Origin of the sequence: Bacillus sp. m3-13 (genome assembly GCF_000175075.1) — a bacterium.
Taxonomy (GTDB): Bacteria; Bacillota; Bacilli; order Bacillales; family Bacillaceae_I; genus Sutcliffiella_A; species Sutcliffiella_A horikoshii_C.
In genome coordinates, this window is the sequence record NZ_ACPC01000009.1 from 105441 (window position 1) to 121924 (window position 16484).

General features: G+C 41.4%; 12 protein-coding genes and 2 pseudogenes. 1 reads left to right on the plus strand and 13 read right to left on the minus strand.

Annotation, left to right across the window (positions count from 1 at the left end; genetic code table 11):
- Positions 1-7: 7 nt before the first annotated feature.
- The 8 genes from aceB to M313_RS0102755 all read right to left on the minus strand — a co-directional run bounded on the left by aceB (position 8) and on the right by M313_RS0102755 (position 9036).
- Positions 8-1603 carry a malate synthase A gene (gene aceB / locus M313_RS0102715; protein ID WP_010192216.1) on the minus strand — a complete coding sequence of 532 codons (1596 nt, stop codon included), beginning with the start codon at positions 1601-1603 and terminating at the stop codon, positions 8-10.
- A 165-nt stretch (positions 1604-1768) separates the two neighbouring features.
- A complete protein-coding gene (locus M313_RS0102720; RefSeq protein WP_010192217.1) occupies positions 1769-3028 on the minus strand; it encodes a M48 family metallopeptidase in 1260 nt (419 codons plus the stop codon).
- Between the two features lie 103 nt (positions 3029-3131).
- Positions 3132-3440: an AzlD domain-containing protein gene (locus M313_RS0102725; protein ID WP_010192218.1), complete on the minus strand. Its 309-nt coding sequence runs from the start codon at positions 3438-3440 to the stop codon at positions 3132-3134.
- Positions 3433-4158, minus strand: a complete 726-nt coding sequence (locus M313_RS0102730; RefSeq protein ID WP_010192219.1) for an AzlC family ABC transporter permease — start codon at positions 4156-4158, stop codon at positions 3433-3435. Before M313_RS0102730 ends, M313_RS0102725 begins: the two co-directional genes overlap by 8 nt.
- Before the next feature lie 560 nt (positions 4159-4718).
- Complete coding sequence (locus tag M313_RS0102740) at positions 4719-5498, minus strand: enoyl-CoA hydratase-related protein (RefSeq protein ID WP_010192226.1); 780 nt, start codon at positions 5496-5498, stop codon at positions 4719-4721.
- Positions 5499-5578: 80 nt separating this feature from the next.
- Complete coding sequence (locus M313_RS0102745; RefSeq protein ID WP_010192228.1) at positions 5579-7129, minus strand: fatty acid--CoA ligase family protein; 1551 nt, start codon at positions 7127-7129, stop codon at positions 5579-5581.
- Between the two features lie 177 nt (positions 7130-7306).
- Positions 7307-8293, minus strand: coding sequence for a lipoate--protein ligase (gene lplA, locus M313_RS0102750; RefSeq protein ID WP_010192229.1), 987 nt, complete (start codon positions 8291-8293; stop codon positions 7307-7309).
- Positions 8293-9036 carry an MBL fold metallo-hydrolase gene (locus M313_RS0102755; protein ID WP_010192230.1) on the minus strand — a complete coding sequence of 248 codons (744 nt, stop codon included), beginning with the start codon at positions 9034-9036 and terminating at the stop codon, positions 8293-8295. The genes lplA and M313_RS0102755 overlap by 1 nt, the downstream gene beginning before the upstream one ends.
- A gap of 153 nt (positions 9037-9189) precedes the next feature.
- Between M313_RS0102755 and yhfH the strand changes: the two genes are divergently transcribed.
- A complete protein-coding gene (gene yhfH, locus M313_RS24925) occupies positions 9190-9324 on the plus strand; it encodes a protein YhfH (RefSeq protein ID WP_083800857.1) in 135 nt (44 codons plus the stop codon).
- A gap of 427 nt (positions 9325-9751) precedes the next feature.
- On the opposite strand, the gene M313_RS0102760 is transcribed toward yhfH, so the two are convergent.
- The 5 genes and pseudogenes from M313_RS0102760 to hemH form a co-directional block, all read right to left on the minus strand.
- On the minus strand, positions 9752-10762 hold the full coding sequence (locus M313_RS0102760; protein ID WP_010192232.1) for a LacI family DNA-binding transcriptional regulator: 1011 nt from the start codon (positions 10760-10762) through the stop codon (positions 9752-9754).
- A 168-nt stretch (positions 10763-10930) separates the two neighbouring features.
- Positions 10931-13135: a YhgE/Pip domain-containing protein gene (locus M313_RS0102765; RefSeq protein WP_010192235.1), complete on the minus strand. Its 2205-nt coding sequence runs from the start codon at positions 13133-13135 to the stop codon at positions 10931-10933.
- Between the two features lie 73 nt (positions 13136-13208).
- A pseudogene (locus M313_RS22460) lies at positions 13209-13782 on the minus strand (TetR/AcrR family transcriptional regulator).
- A gap of 128 nt (positions 13783-13910) precedes the next feature.
- Positions 13911-15354 (minus strand): annotated as a pseudogene (hemY, locus tag M313_RS22465) (protoporphyrinogen oxidase).
- A 25-nt stretch (positions 15355-15379) separates the two neighbouring features.
- Positions 15380-16321: a ferrochelatase gene (hemH, locus tag M313_RS0102780; RefSeq protein WP_010192245.1), complete on the minus strand. Its 942-nt coding sequence runs from the start codon at positions 16319-16321 to the stop codon at positions 15380-15382.
- Positions 16322-16484 lie beyond the last annotated feature (163 nt).

Genomic DNA, 16484 nt, shown 5'->3' on the forward strand with positions numbered 1-16484 from the left:
GTATCTATTAATCTTCCAATAAATTGTAAGCTGGAAGTGTTAAAAACTCTGCGAAATTATCATCTTTGATTAGGTTTTCAAAAAGTGTAGCAGCCTGATCTAGCTTTCCATCTGAAAAGCGGTTAGGACCTACTTTGGCTATGATGGCTTGCTTTTCTTCCTGAATCAGCTGTTTGACTAACTCTAATGTAATTTGAGTCCCATCTTCTAATTGCGCTTTAGGATGTCTAACCCATTGCCATACTTGGGACCTTGAGATTTCCGCAGTGGCCGCATCTTCCATCAAATGGAATATTGGTACAGCACCGTTTCCATCCAACCATGCAGCAATGTACTCCATCCCGACATGAATGTTTTTACGTAGTCCATCTGCCGTTATTGTACCTTCTGGAACTTGGACAAGTGCAGCTGGGTCCGCCATAACATCTTCCCTTTTTATGTGCAATTGATTCTGCCCTTCCATATGCTCATTGAAAACTTCTAATGCCACCGGAACCAATGCTGGATGCGCTACCCACGTTCCATCATGTCCATCTTTTACTTCACGAAGTTTATCTTCCCTTACTTTTGCAAATGCTTGCGTGTTTGCTTCCTCATCATTTTTCACCGGTATCTGAGCTGCCATCCCGCCTATTGCAAAGGCGCCACGTTTATGACAAGTTTGGATAACCAATTGGGTGTAAGCTCTCATGAATGGCACTGCCATTGTTACTTGGCTTCTGTCCGGTAAAAGGAAAGTTGGATCATTTCTAAATTTCTTTATGAAGCTGAAGATGTAATCCCATCTTCCACAATTCAGTCCAGCCGCATGCTCTTTCAGCTCGTATAGTATTTCATCCATCTCAAAGGCTGCTGTTATGGTTTCAATCAATACAGTCGCTTTAATGGTCCCTTGTGCGATTCCCAATTCATTCTGAGCAAATACAAACACATCATTCCATAACCTTGCCTCTTGATGACTTTCAAGCTTTGGAAGATAAAAATATGGAGCGCTTCCATTTTCCTGCAAAACCTTGACGTTATGAAAGAAATACAATCCAAAATCGAAAAGGCTGCCAGAAACTGATTCGTTGTTAATTTGCAAATGTTTTTCTTCCAGATGCCAGCCTCTTGGCCTAACAAGAAGGGTGGCGATTTGCTTGTTCAGTTTGTACTCTTTTCCATTTGAAGCGGTAAAATCAATTTTACGCTGATTTGCATCACGCAGATTGATTTGTCCTTCTATCATGTTGCTCCAAGTTGGCGAGGAGGCATCCTCAAAGTCCGCCATGAACACTTTGGCGCCGGAATTAAGTGCATGAATAATCATTTTACGGTCAACCGGACCTGTTATTTCCACTCGTCTGTCTTGAAGATCTTGTGGAATGGTGTTCACTTTCCAGTCACTTGTACGAATAACTTTTGTGCTATCAAGGAAGTTTAATGGTTCTCCTTGATCAATTCTTGCCTGTCTTTCTTTTCTTGCAGTTAACAATTCTCTTCTTCGCTCATTAAAAGTATGATGGAGCTTCTCGATAAAACTTAATGCTTCCTGTGTTAGTACAGTTTCATAGCCATTTCTCATTACACCTGTAACGCTGATTCCTGTTGTACCAGTATTCACGATATACTTGCCCCTCTCTTGTTATGAAACAGTTAGTATATTTGTATTGTATTATATAACAGAAGGTTCGCAAAAAAAAGACTTTTTTGAAATTTTATGCGCAAATATTTTTCGACACGGTCAAAAAACGACAAAAAAAAGAAGCAACGCAAACTTGCACGTTGCTCACTCTTCTTTAACATACCGCTCCAAATGGGCGATTCTGTCCACCATTGGAGGATGGGTATATCGAAAAAATTTCACTAAGGCTGGAGGGTTCACTTCACTTAAACTAGATCTTGTAATCTCCTGAAAAGCTTCTATAGCTGGTTCTGTCTCACCGGTCAGTTCAATAGCATACACGTCAGCCTTGTGTTCTTGATATCGAGATACAGCATTTGTTACCGGACTTGCAAGAAATAGCAGCAAAGACACCAGTAACAACATTAAGGGCAAGGAGGAAAGTTGGTTCAAGCTATTGATTTTCCACCTCTGGCCGAACCTGTCTATCAACTTGCCTGCAGTCAAATAAATCAAGTAAAAAGCAAAGAAAGAAAACACAATGTATCCTGTGATACCCATAACGATATGATTCATATCATAGTGACCCATCTCATGTGCCATGATAAACAGAATCTCCTCTTCCTGAAGTCGAGTCAATAATGTATCCCATAACACGATACGTGAGTTCCCACCAACTCCCGTAACATACGCATTGATGCTATTCGTTTTTTCGGCCATATTTACTTCATATACCCTGTCAGCAGGAATATCCGCTTCGTCAGCCAACTCCAGGATTTTTGCTTCTAACTGCTTATCTTGTAGCTCGGTAAAGTCATTATATAAAGGATCTATGACAACCGGCTGAATATACATTATAAAAAATACAAGTGGAATAAAGCATCCCCAGGCAACTGCCCACCACCATTTGGGGAATTTACGGATAAGCACATAGAGAATTAGGACCACTATCCACATGATAAGGATTCCTTCCCAAAATCCAACAACCTGATCGCGCATCCAGCCGGAAAAAGGCTGAACTGTAATGCCATAATCTTTTGATAGAGAATAACGCAAATAACTTAGTGGATAATGAATAACCGTGCTAAATAAGGTTAGCCAAAAAAGATAAATTCCTGTCTGAAGTGTTTTATATTTTGAGACTTTCTCCGCCCATCCTTGAATGGCCTTTGCCCCACCTAAAACAAGAAGAAGGAAATAAAAAATCCATTCCACTGGAAGTGTCAGAAAATAGATCGTATTTCTAATCTTGGAGTATTCTTCTGTAATCATCAGTTCTTTGTTACTTAAAAAAGTTGCCGGGTCCGCTTTCGTCCCTGCAAGGTCAGCTGGAAGAGATGTATCTGCTCCGACCCATATGTAAAACGTGACTGCTAAAGCATAGAGAATATAGCCAACCAACAATAAAGAAACCGTCTTTTTCACATTTTCGCACCTCCTCGTCCTAAACAACCTTGTTATATTCTATGCCACCATATAAAAAATAAGCAGGCTATCAGAAAGAAAAGCCTACTTACTTCAATCCTTATTAACCAAACAGCCAAGAATACACACTCAAAGCTGCAATGGAGCTGACTACAACCAGAATGACGTTAGCACCGAAATAAGCGACAATAAATGCCACTGTTGCGCCAATCACGCCATACATAATATCTTCATTGATCAGAAAAATCCCAGGAACAATCAGGGCCCCTAGGGTTGCATAGGGAACATTCTTCAATACTGCCTGTACAAATGGCGGCAGTTCCTTTCCTTGAAACATGACAAACGGTATTAGTCTTGGAAGATAAGTGACTACAGCCATGCCGACAATCATAATGAGGATGGTACTATTCATCTGCCTTCTCCTCCTTTGACCATTTCGCGAATAAAAGCTCGATTCCAACAGCACTCGTAATCGTCGCAAGCACAATTGACCATCCAGCAGCTATACCAATTACCAAAGAAAATACAGAGTTAAGAATAGCCGCAGCGCCTGCAAGCAACACCACTTTACGGTGTTTTTTTAAAGAAGGCATCAATAAGCCAACAAACATGGCATAAAGGGCAACTGCCATGCTTTCTTGAAGGGATGAAGGTAAACTGCTCCCGATGACATGCCCGACCCCTGAGCATACCACCCAGCTGGAATAGGCGATTAAGATTACTCCGAACATATACCCTGTCTGTATGGTGCCCTCTTTTGTAGCAGTGACAGAAAAGGTTTCATCTGTAATACCGAATGAGAAGAGCGATTTTTTCCAGAGGCTTTTCTCTTCCACCTTCTCATTAAGGGAAGCGCTCATTAGAAAGTGGCGGATGTTTAAAATAAATGTGGTCATGACAATTTCAAATACTCCCGATCCAAGCACAATCATGTTAAGAGACATATATTGAGCCGCTCCGGCAAATACGAGCAAGCTCATTAGCACGGTTTCAGAGACCGTCAAACCCGCTGATTTTGCCAAAAGGCCGAATGTAATAGCGATTGGTATGTATCCGATTGCGATGCTGACTCCAGCTTGCAATCCATTTCGAAAAGAAGAAGGTTTTCTAGCTGCGATGGTAGTAGCCACTGTGCATTTCTCCTATACTAGTAAATTGAATTATTTATAAATATACTAGTAGTTTACTGGATATGTAAAGAGTATTTCGCAACACGAGATAATTTTCTTAATTGAAAAATCGGTGAAACCCGTCCGGTTCTATTTCGTTGCTTGGTTAGGCTCCGCTGTTCCTTTCCGCAAATGGCTTCGCTTTCCGCGGGACGGTGCTTGAGCCTCCTCGCTGCGCTGCGGGGTCTCAACCTACCGTTACTCCCCCGCTGGAGTCTCCGCCATTTGCTCCAATCCACAGCTAAAAATTACGTAAAGGTATGTTAATGTTTTTTCAGTTAACTCAATTAGAAGGTTTTTGAAACTTAGGTTCAAAGAAGTAACCTTGTTGATTGTAGTGGAAGGCGCGCAGACGCCCGCGGGAGGAAGGGACAGGTGAGACCCCACAGGCGCAAGCCGAGGAAGCTCACGGACCGCCCGCAGGCAAGCGAAGCGCATGGAACGGAAATCAACAGTATTACACACTTTCATAATCGCAAAAAACTCCCCCTTCCTAAAGAAGAGAGAGTCCCATAATAAATTTATTTCCCCTTAAACTCAGGCGCGCGTTTTTCCCCAAACGCAACTAGCGCTTCCACGCGATCCTCTGTCGGAATGATCACTTCATATGCTTTACGCTCGATTTGCAAGCCTGTCTGCATATCCACTCCCATACCTTGGCGAATGGCAAACTTCGCCTGGTGCACAGCAACCGGGCCATTCTTTAACATTTCCCGCGCAAGCTCCATGGCTCCATCAAGGGCATGGGAGGCTTCATCTACTAATCTTGTAATCAAGCCAAAACTGTAAGCCTCTTCGCCAGAAAAACGGCGAGCAGTCAAGATAAGCTCCATCGCTTTTGCTTCCCCGATAATTCGTGGCAGGCGCTGTGTGCCACCAGCTCCTGGAATGATTGCTAAGCTTGTTTCTGTCAGTCCCATTTTCACCTCTTTGCCTGTCACACGGAAATCACAAGCAAGAAGAAGCTCCATCCCCCCTCCAAATGCATATCCATTTATAGCTGCGATGGTCGGCTGAGGTAAATCGGCTATGCGGTTGAACACATCCCCGATTTTGTAAACATTACGTCTTACTTGCTGCTCGGTAAGACCTCTTCTTTCTTTGAGGTCCGCTCCAACACTGAATGCCTTCTCCCCTGCCGCTGTAATCACTACCACACGGACGTCAGCATTTGTGCGAAGCTCCTCCGCAACATTTCCTAATTCTATTAACATATCATAATTAAACGCGTTCATCGCATCTGGGCGATTGAGCGTTACCGTTGCTACATGGTCTTTTACCTCTACTGCAATATAACTCAAATCTGTCCGTCTCCCTCCAAGATTGTTAGCGGTTACAAATTTCGCTATTTTATACATTCTCTACAGAGAGCAAAAATCCTTTATACACCCAGCTTTTCTTTTAATGCTCTTCTTAGAATCTTCCCTGTAGTATTCTTAGGAAGCTCTTCTAAAAATTCAATAGATGTTGGAACCTTATATTTTGCTAGACGTTCCGCACAATAACCAAGTAGGTCCGATTCATTTATCGGTGCATTCGTTACGACAAAACACTTTATCGCTTCGCCGAACTGAGGGTCAGGCACCCCGACAACTGCTACTTCCACCACATTTTCATGACTGTACAGAACCTCTTCCACTTCACGAGGATAAACATTGTAGCCTCCAACAATGATCATGTCTTTTTTACGGTCCACGATATAGAAGTAACCATCTTCGTCCATTTTTGCTAGGTCCCCTGTATATAGCCATCCATCACGAATTGCTGAGGCGGTTTCTTCAGGCATTTTATAATATCCTGACATGACATTTGGTCCTCTGACAACAAGTTCCCCAACTTCTCCTGGTGCCACTTCATCCCCAAGTTCATTCACGACTTTATTCTCCACATTTACAATCGTTGTCCCGATAGAACCAGCTTTTCTAGGTTTATCTAACGGATTGAAACATGTAACTGGAGATGCCTCTGATAACCCGTAACCTTCTGAGATAATAACATTGTATTTCTTTTCGAAATTCTTCAACAGAGCCACAGGCATCGAAGCTCCACCAGAAATGCAAAGTCTTAACGATTTTAAGTCATCTACATCTCCAGGTGATTGCAGGAGGAAATTGTACATGGTTGGAACACCTGCAAACACAGTTGCCTCATTTTCTTTTACCACATCAAAAATCACCTGTGGGCTGAATCTTGGAACAATGATGACTGTCGCGCCGTTCATCAATGGTGCATTCAAGGCTACTGTCAAACAGAATACATGAAACATAGGCAGAGTTGCCACAACCTTGTCCGTTTCGTTCATTTTCAAAAAGTCCGCGGAATCCTTGGCATTGCGATACAAGTTTTTATGTGTCAGCATGGCCCCTTTCGGCTTTCCTGTAGTCCCGGATGTATAAAGGATTACGGCCACATCGTCGTCCTTCAATTCCGGACCTTCATATGTAAAGCTCCCAGAAGCCATTATGGATGTAAACGATTTCAATTTTGGATAAACCGATAGTTGTTCAAGTGGAAAATCTTTCGCTTTTTCTTTCCCGTCAGGTGTTTCGCAAATAATGTAATGCTCCGTTAAAGGCAGGTGACCATGAAGCTTTTCAAATAGTGGAACAAGAAGGTCTAAGGTGATGATGGCTTTGACATCGCCATCTCTAAGAATGTAAGAAAGTTCGTCTGGAGTATAGATTGGGTTGATAGGAATAACTGTGGCGCCAATACGAGCAGCACCATAAAGTCCAAGGACGAAATATGGCGAGTTTCCAACAACAAGCCCGACATGATCCCCCTGTGTGATTCCCATTTTCTCAAGTCCTGTAGCAAACGCATTTATTGCAGCGTTCAATTCTGCGTAAGTTTTTGAATCCCCTTCAAAAATATACGCTTCTTTCATTGGATTTGTTTTCGCGGTTAGTGCCAATTGCGATGAAATATTCAAGTGTTTCATCTCCCCTTCGAGTAAATTGAATGAATGACCATTCATAAATCTCCCATTATCCATTATAGTAGATTGCTAGATATCTGTCATTAAATTATGTCGATAAAATTAAAATTTTCAGATAAAATATTTTAATATAAAAAAAGAGCAAGGAATCCTTGCCCCATGCTCTTGAAATTAATATATTAGATCAATCAATTCATCTTTGGTAATATTTCCAAAATAATGTTTTACATCTGTTCCCTCTAAAGCGTGTGCAATTTCCGCTTTCTCATACTTCACACCTGACAAATGGTTTTCCACTTCTGACACATCTCCAACACCAAAGAAATCTCCATAAATTTTGCAGTTTTCTATTTTTCCTTTTGTCACATCCAAACGCACATCAATCTGACCTACCGGAAAGCGATGCGAGTGCTGAAGATTAAACTTCGGTGACTTTCCATAATTCCAATCCCAGTTTTGGTAACGTTCTTTGGAAAGCTCGTGAATGTTCTTCCAATCTTCTTCTGTTAGTTCGTACTTTGGAATATCTTTGGATTTAAAGATTGCCTCCAATAAAAGCTGGCGGAACTGTTCAATCGTAATATCTTCCTCTAGGAATTCTTTAATATTTGCCACACGGCTGCGAATCGATTTAATCCCTTTGGATTCTATTTTATCCTTCTTCACATTTAACGCGGAAACGACATGCTCAATTTCAGAATCAAACAACAGCGTACCGTGACTAAACATGCGGCCTCTTGTAGAGAACTGCGCGTTCCCGGAAATTTTGCGACCTTCCGCAAGAATATCATTGCGCCCGCTCATTTCTGCCTCTACTCCAAGGCTTTTCAGTGCTTCCACAACAGGTGCCGTAAACTTTTTGAAGTTATGAAAGCTTTCTCCGTCATCTTTTGTGATAAAACTGAAGTTTAAGTTTCCATGATCATGATAGACCGCTCCACCACCAGATAATCTTCGCACCACATGTATGCCATTGTCCTCGACATACTTTGTATTGATTTCTTCTACACTGTTCTGATTCTTTCCGATGATGATGGAAGGTTCATTGATGTAAAATAGCAAATAAGTATCTTCAATATCAAGACTTTTAAGGGCATATTCTTCTATCGCCAGGTTGATTCTTGGATCGGTAATTCCTTTATTATCGATAAAAAGCATCATTTCTTTCCACTCTCCCAACTAAATCCTTTATGTGCTAAATCAATTTTCCCTTTGTAGATTGTTGCGGCCTCTTCGACCAACTGCTCTACCTCTCCAAAGTGTGGTAAATGTGTGAGCAATAGTTGAGGCACTTCTGCACCTTGAGCAACTTTAGCCGCATCATGGCTGTTCATATGACCTGCAGCCTTGCCGTCTTGATGAGCATAAAGGTTACACTCACAAATAAGTAAATCTGTCCCTTTTGTAAAAGGGATGAATGATTCCTGATAGCTTGTATCTGCCGTGTACACAAACGAACCTTCATCTGTGGAGACCTTCATGGCATAACATGGAACAGGATGAATCGTTTTCAGAAATTCTATTTTGAATGGCCCAACCTCTAATGTTTTAGAAGGATCATATGCAATCCCTTTTGTGTATTCTTTATGATCAAGTGTGGAAAAGCCTTGCATGTCCTCCTGGTGTCCGTAGATAGGAAGCTGCGTTACGGATTTTCCCATATAAAATGAAATAAGTCTCGCAAATTGCAATGGACCTATGTCCGCAACATGATCGTGATGATAATGTGACAGAATCACTGCATCAACCTCTGTTACCTCTATGTAATTCTGAAGCTGTGCTAATACACCGCTTCCACAATCAATCAATAATTTAAAATTTTCATGCTCGACCAAATACCCAGATGTTGCACTATTAACAGCTGGATATCCTCCCCAAAACCCTACCACAGTAAGCTTCATGGCTTTACATCACCCTTCTATTGGTATCCAAAATCAAGTCTATCATATCCCTGCCCATTTTCCTATTTCGAGGAGTTGTTTTAAAACAGTTGTTGACAGGACAAGTTCTGTTATAATACAATAACAACAAATAAGAAAACGGAGGGTGATAACATGTTGATTAAAAGTACAGAATTTTTCAAAACCTTACCACCTAAAAAATGCGTTGAGTGCAAAAAAACAATGGATGAGCAACACGAGTGCTACGGCAACCATTGTGATGAGTGTATATCGGGTCAGTTAAAATAATATAAAATATGAGCCAGGAAATTTGCTAGATTCATAGCGGGTTCCCTGGTTTTTTGTTGGGTAACTTTATTTGGTTAACTAGAAGTTTCAGCGTACTTTGTTCTGGGTTAGCAATGTGTACTCCTGCTTACCCCTAACTTCTATTAGTACCTGGTGGGGTAACCAAAGCACCTCTCTGATTACCCCTAACATCCTTTTGGCATCTGTAGGGGTAACCAATACACCTCTCTGATTACCCCTAACTTCCATTTTGCATCTGTCGGGGTAACCAATTCACGCCTCTGATTACCCCTAACTTCCATTTTGCATCTGTCGGGGTAACCAATTCACAATACTAATCAGTAACAAACCATATGTTTAGTCGTACAAAGCATTAATGCAAACAACAAAAAGAGCACTCATCCCCATAAGTGCTCTTTTCTGAATTCTATACGTAAACCCCTTGTTTGACCGTTGATTCCCGAACGATAAGCTCGAGATCGTATTCATATATTTCCTTGTGACGATAGCGTTTGGAACGCACCTTTTCCATCATGACCTGGAAGGCTTTACGTGCCATTTCATCAATCGGCTGATACACGGTTGTGATGGTCGGTTCCACTAGCTCCGTAATAGCCTGATTGTCAAAGCCCACTACTGCAAGATCCTCAGGAATCTTCCAGCCTGAACGCTTTGCCTCTGAAATGATACCCGCTGCCACTTCATCCCCACCTGTGAAAATGGCACTTGGTTTTTCCTTCAACTCCAGAATTTCTTGAAATACCCTTCTCCCATCCTCTATGGTAAAGGCATCACGAAAAGAGAACTCTTCATAAAATTCCACATTGAATTCCGCAAGTGCTTTTTTAAAGCCTGCCTCCCTGCTTTTGGCAACATTGCTTTTATAGCCGCCAGTACAATAGGCAATTTTGCGATGACCAAGTTCCAATAAATGCTTAGTCGATATGTAGCCGCCATATGTCTGATCAAGCCTCACAGACGGTACATCCGCATCTTCTTCAAACTCATTGCACAAAACGATCGGTCCATATTCTAAAAACGGTTCTATTACATTCCAGTCATTTTGTATGGAGGAAAGGATAATCCCGTCCACTTGCTTCGTTTTTAACAAGTTCAAATAATCAAGTTCCTTTTTCTTTGAATACTTTGTCTGACAGATGATGAGCTGGTAGCCGTTTTCGGCCGCAGCCATTTCCATCCGTTCAATCAGTTCACTGAAAAACGGATTCATCACACGAGGTATGAGCAATGCAACCATCTCTGTCTTCTGGCTCCTCAAACTTCTTGCGGATGAATTTGGAACATAACCAAGTTCACTCATTGCATTTGATACAAGTACACGCTTCTTTTCCGATACATACGGGTGGTTATTTATGACACGGGAAACAGTGGTCCTTGATAACCCTGCCAGTTTTGCTACATCTTCTATTGTTGCCACGAGTCTCGCCACCTTAGCTGAAATAATAGGTTAGTAGAATGGTTGAAATCGTTTTCATAACTACTAGTATAAAAGGAAATGTAAGTGTTTTCAATAAAAATTTTACAATTATTCAATTTAAAAATAGGAGACCGCGGTTTTATGCGGCCTCCTAAGCTTAATAATCTATTAACTTAACGCTGATTCTTCAACTGGGGAATGGTATTGCTTTTTAAATTTATAAACAAAGTATCCCCATGTACCTGCAAGCATACTGAACATGAATCCAGCTAATATCCACACATTTTCCCACATGTACCCAAGATCACCGCTCGATATGACTGCTTTGAATCCGGACACTGAATAAGTCATCGGCAATAGTAAATTGAATGGTTGAAGGGCGTTTGGAATTAGTTCTAACGGGAAGGTTCCCGCACTTGTTGTTAATTGTAAAATTAAAATTAGAATGGCAACAAATCGACCTGGATCTCCTAGTGTCGTTACTAAAAACTGAACAAGAGCAATAAAAGTAAAAGAAGTAACTATGCTAAACAAAATAAATAACCACATGCTCTTCACTTCCACACCTAATCCAAAGATCAACACAGCATCAGCTAGTAGTGCTTGCAATATCCCTACAGCTGCGAGAACTGCCACTTTACCTGCGAACCATGCAGTCCCAGAGCGAGGCTCACCAGCCGGATTTCGCATTGGATAAACGATGGATAGCAATAAAGCTCCAACAAACAAACCTAAAGATAAAAAGTAAGGAGCAAAGCCTGTTCCATAGTTAGGAACCCCGTTCTCCACTTCTGATTTAACTTTAACCGGCTCAGACATCATATTAAAGGTTTTGTCAGTCCCCTTAACGTCCCCAGACTTCTCAGAAGCATCTTTCAATTTCCCCTCTAGTTCATCTGTTCCTTCACCAACTTCATACAAACCGGAGGAGATTTTACTTGAACCTTCTGCAAGCTCTTGTGTACCTTGTTGAAATTGTTTGGATCCCCCGTCAAGCTGTTCCATACCAGCTAAGAGCTGATTAGACCCTTCTGCAAGTTTTTTACTGCCTTCATTTGCGTCACCCAATTTCTCACCAAACTGTGTTAGCCCTTGGTTGAATTCAGTTTGGCCATTAAGAAGTTCTGAGGAACCTTCTGAGAGTTGCTTAGATCCATTTGCCAGTTCTGTCAAACCAGTTTGAAAGTTTAAATGGCCATCTGCAAGCTTTCTGCTATTCTCCGCTAAGGAAGAAGTGCCTGCATTCAATTCCAAAGCTCCTTGTTCAAGAGCCATCAGCCCTTGAGAAAATTCGCCACTTCCATTAATCAACTGTTCAAAAGAAGCATTGATTTCTGCTTGCTGTTCTTCACTTGCCTGCTCTATCATTGGTTCAAGTGCTTTTTTCAATTGAATCATTCCTTGATTCAATTGCTCCGCTTTTTCTTGTGCTTGCAAGGCCCCCTCTTCAAGCTTTGAGGTCCCAGCATTTAATTCCTCCGCACCTTCTGCCAAGCCTCCTGCTCCATTCGTGAGTTCTTTTTGAGCAACTTGCAACTGTGACAACCCTTCATTGCTTTTAGCTATACCATCGTTAAGGCTTCCTGCTCCAGCTTGAAGTTGCTCAGATGCTGAGAACAATTTGCCATGACCTTCAAGCAATTGCCCTAAACCATTTGAAAGCTCCTGATTTCCCTCATGGACATCTTTTACACCACCATAAACCTTTCCAACCCCATTTTGGAATACGATCGATTTTTCTGCAGCCTGTTCCAATCCTTTTTTCAGAGCAACAGAACCATCTTGTAACTCATGAACGCCATTGTTCAGTTTGCTAGTCCCATCTGCAGCATCTTTGTATCCGTCGGCCATCTTTTCCAAATTAGCAAACATCGCTTCTGCATAAGTACTTGTCAACTCTTTGGACACTTCTTCTTTTATTTTCTCTACTGCTGTCGATCCAATCTGTGCCGAAAGAAAGTTGTAACTCTCATTTGGAACGAATTTCATTTCCAATGAAGAAGGGTTTTCATCTAAGAGTGTAGTAGCACTATTGGAAAAGTCATCAGGTATTTCAATTACCATATAATACTGCTGTTTTTCCAGTCCTTCATATGCCGCTTCCTTTGATACAAACTCCCATTTAAAACCATCATTCTTCTTCAAATTTTCTTGAAGGTCTTTTCCTATCGTTAATGCCTCCCCTTCATACTCAGCACCTTCATCTAAATTGACCACTGCCACCGGGAGTTCATCTAGTTTTTCGTACGGATCCCAAAAAGCCCACAGGAACATTCCGCTATATAATAACGGAATTAATAGTACCGCAATGACAGGAATGAGGATTTTCTTATTTGTAAGTAATTCCTTCCACTCAACTATTACACTTTTCATTTTTTATTACCTCCATATTACATTATGACCATTTTTGTCATTCAGTCATTTTCATTCAAAAATTTAAGGATCATCAAGTTGATAATCCTTTGATAAAATATAATTCAAATAGATTGGCAATTTCCTCTTTGGACAATGGGGTATGATGCTCTTCCCAATCCACAACTAACGCAACATATAGTTTAAGCATTAAAAAGGCTGTTACTTCCGGGTCACACTTTCTAATTTCCCTTTTTTCAATGGCCTTTTCAATTCTCTCCTTGATAAAAGTAATAATCATTTGCTCTAGACGATTAAGTTCTTGGTTAACTATTTTTGTACCAAGTTCCTTTTCTTCTTGAATCAGTTTGACAGTTAATTGATGTTCATTTCTAAAATCAAGCAAGCTGATAAGGGCCCTGTGAGCATTTTCAAAAAAAGAATTGCTCTGTATTGATGGATTGGTCAGCAACTTCCTGCATTTCTCTTAGAATTCCTGCAACAATTTCACTGAAGAGCTCTTCTTTATTAGAATAAAAGGTATAAATCGTCCCTTTTCCAACGTTTGCAAGCTTGGCGACCTGATCCATGGTGGTAGCTTTATATCCAAATAAAGAGAATGATTTTAAAGCTGCCTCAAGGATGCTTTTGTTTACGATCCATTTGATGGCTCCTTTCAACAAAAATGACTAAATGTCGATATCGGTCAACGAGTTTTATTATAGAGCTAATAAAAAGAAAAATGCAAGAAAAAAAAACGGTTCAGTCGCTTTTATGCTGCAACTGAACCGTTTTTTTATACCTTTATACCTGAGCAACAGGTTTGTTTTTTATTTCTATTTAACACCGCTTTTACAGCTGCTTCACCGGAATCGATACAGTCAGGCAGCCCGACCCCTTCAAAAGAAACTTCCAGCAAGATATACTCCCGGCATCTCTTCTGATAGACGGTCATTCATCTTCTGCAGCATCTTTTTATTGTCCGACAGCATATTGTGGCATTGCTTCTCTCCAACGGGTGACAATTGTAAATTCAGGATCCGCACCGACCTCCATGATTTTTGTTCAGGTCATCAAGTACGACTTTCTTTATTTCCTCATCACTTTGATCAACGATTGCTTCCTCTCCCACTCTACCAACATAACAGCGAAGGATTACTTTCCCTTTTGGTGTGGTATGTGGCCACTTTTTATGGGTCCAGGTACACGCTGTAATCGTATAATCATTGTTTCTCGACACGACAAATCCAGTACCGTCAATGTCTTGTTTTAGTTGCTGATTCATCAAATGCCATCGCAATGGTCGCAACAGAGGTAGAGGACATCTGTTGCAGTGGAGCAAGATAATCCGCTCCAGGAATCAGGCCAGCTGTAGCATGGTGAGGAGTTGAGACGATCACATTATCACATTGGACGGTTTTACCATTACTTAAAGATAGAGAATATTGGTCCTCTGTTTTCTTTATGGAATCAACTTTAACTGCTTTTAAAATAGTCACTTGATCTAGCTTTTCTTCAAGAGCATCCACTAATGTTTGAAGACCGCCGCGCAATGTCTGGAACATGCCTTTTTTCTTTTGGGCAGGTGCAGGCTTTTGTTTTGGCGTTGTTTGTTTCATCCCAAGTATTAAGCTTCGGTACTTTTCTTCCACCTGTTGGAATTGTGGGAAGGTAGCTTGAAGGCTTAAGTTATCGATGTCACCGGCATAAATGCCAGATAGTAACGGTTCAATCAAGTTTTCCACTACTTCATCCCCAAGTCTTCTTCGGAAAAAAGAACCAAGTGACTGGTCTTCCCCACCATTGTTTGAAGCAGGCAGGATAAGGTCTGCTGCTGCACGCATTTTTCCAATCGGGGAAAATAATCCCGTCGTGACAAATGGCGAAAGTTTTGTAGGGATACCCATTACAGCCCCTTCAGGCATAGGATGCAGTTGACCTTTAAGCAGGATGTAAGCTTGACCGGTTGAATTGTGGACTAATTGGTCTTCAAGGCCTACTTCTTTTACCAATCTTCCTGCACTTAGCTTTCTAGCAAGGAAGCTGTCTGGTCCGCGTTCAATAGTATAGCCATCACGTCGTACGGTTTGGATCTTTCCTCCAAGTCGGTTGCTTGCTTCTATCAGGGTAATCTCTATATCAAGGTTTTTCTCTTTTTTTTCCTTTTGAAGATAATAGGCAGCAGCTAGGCCGGTAATGCCTCCACCGATGATGACAACCCTTCTTTTCTCCTCGTTCATGGTTTCATCGCCTTCTTTTCTAGATTTACTGAGATACTTTCTTTAATTGTTCCAATACAACCGTAGCCATTGCATCGATAAATTCAGGTTGTGTATTTGGCATTTCCGGACGGTAGTATTTTGCTCCGATTTCATCTGTGACAATTTTACACTCATAATCATTGTCATATAAGACTTCCAAGTGGTCTGACACAAATCCTACCGGTGTGTATACAAAGGACGTATATCCTTTGTCTTTATGAAGGTCACGGGTGATGTCTTGAACATCAGGCCCTAACCAAGGATCTGGTGTGTTTCCTTCACTTTGCCATGCAATCTCGTAGTTCTTGATTCCTGCAGCTTTTGCAATAAGATCTGCCGTTTCTTGTAGTTGATTTGGATATGGGTCTCCCATTTGAATGATTTTCTCAGGAAGACTGTGTGCGGAAACAATCAGTACTGCTTTTTCACGTTCCTTGTCATCCATTGACCCAAACGTTTCTTTCACTCGATCTACCCAGTACTGGATAAATTTCGGTTCATCATACCAGCTTTCAACAGAAACCATGGATGGGCCACCGATTTTTTCTGCTTCTTCTTGTGCTCGTCCGTTGTATGATTTAACGCTGAAAGTGGAGAAGTGAGGAGCAAGTACAATACTTACCGCTTCTTTGATTCCATCTGCTTTCATTTGCTGAACGGCATCTTCTACGAATGGTTCGATATGTTTTAAGCCAAGGTACACTTTAAATTCGATGTCGTCTTGGATGTTGTTCAGGTGTTCGCCCAGGGCGTTTGCTTGTTGTTCTGTGATGCGTGCAAGTGGAGAGATTCCACCAATGGCATCATATCTGTCGCGCAGGTCTTGCAGCATTTCGTCTGATGGTTTTCTGCCGCGACGGATGTGTGTGTAGTATCTTTCTAGGTCTTCTTCTTTATATGGTGTACCGTATGCCATTACCAACAAGCCCATTGTTTTTTTGGACATATAGTTTACCTCTTTTCTTTTCTGGTCTATTAGAATATTTCATGTACTCCTGTAGATTTTCGTTCCGGATGGTCGCTTATCCAGAGGGCGGTGCTTGAGCCTCCTCGCTGCGCTGTGGGGTCTCAAGTCTACCGCTACCTCCCGCCGGAGTCGACCACCCTGC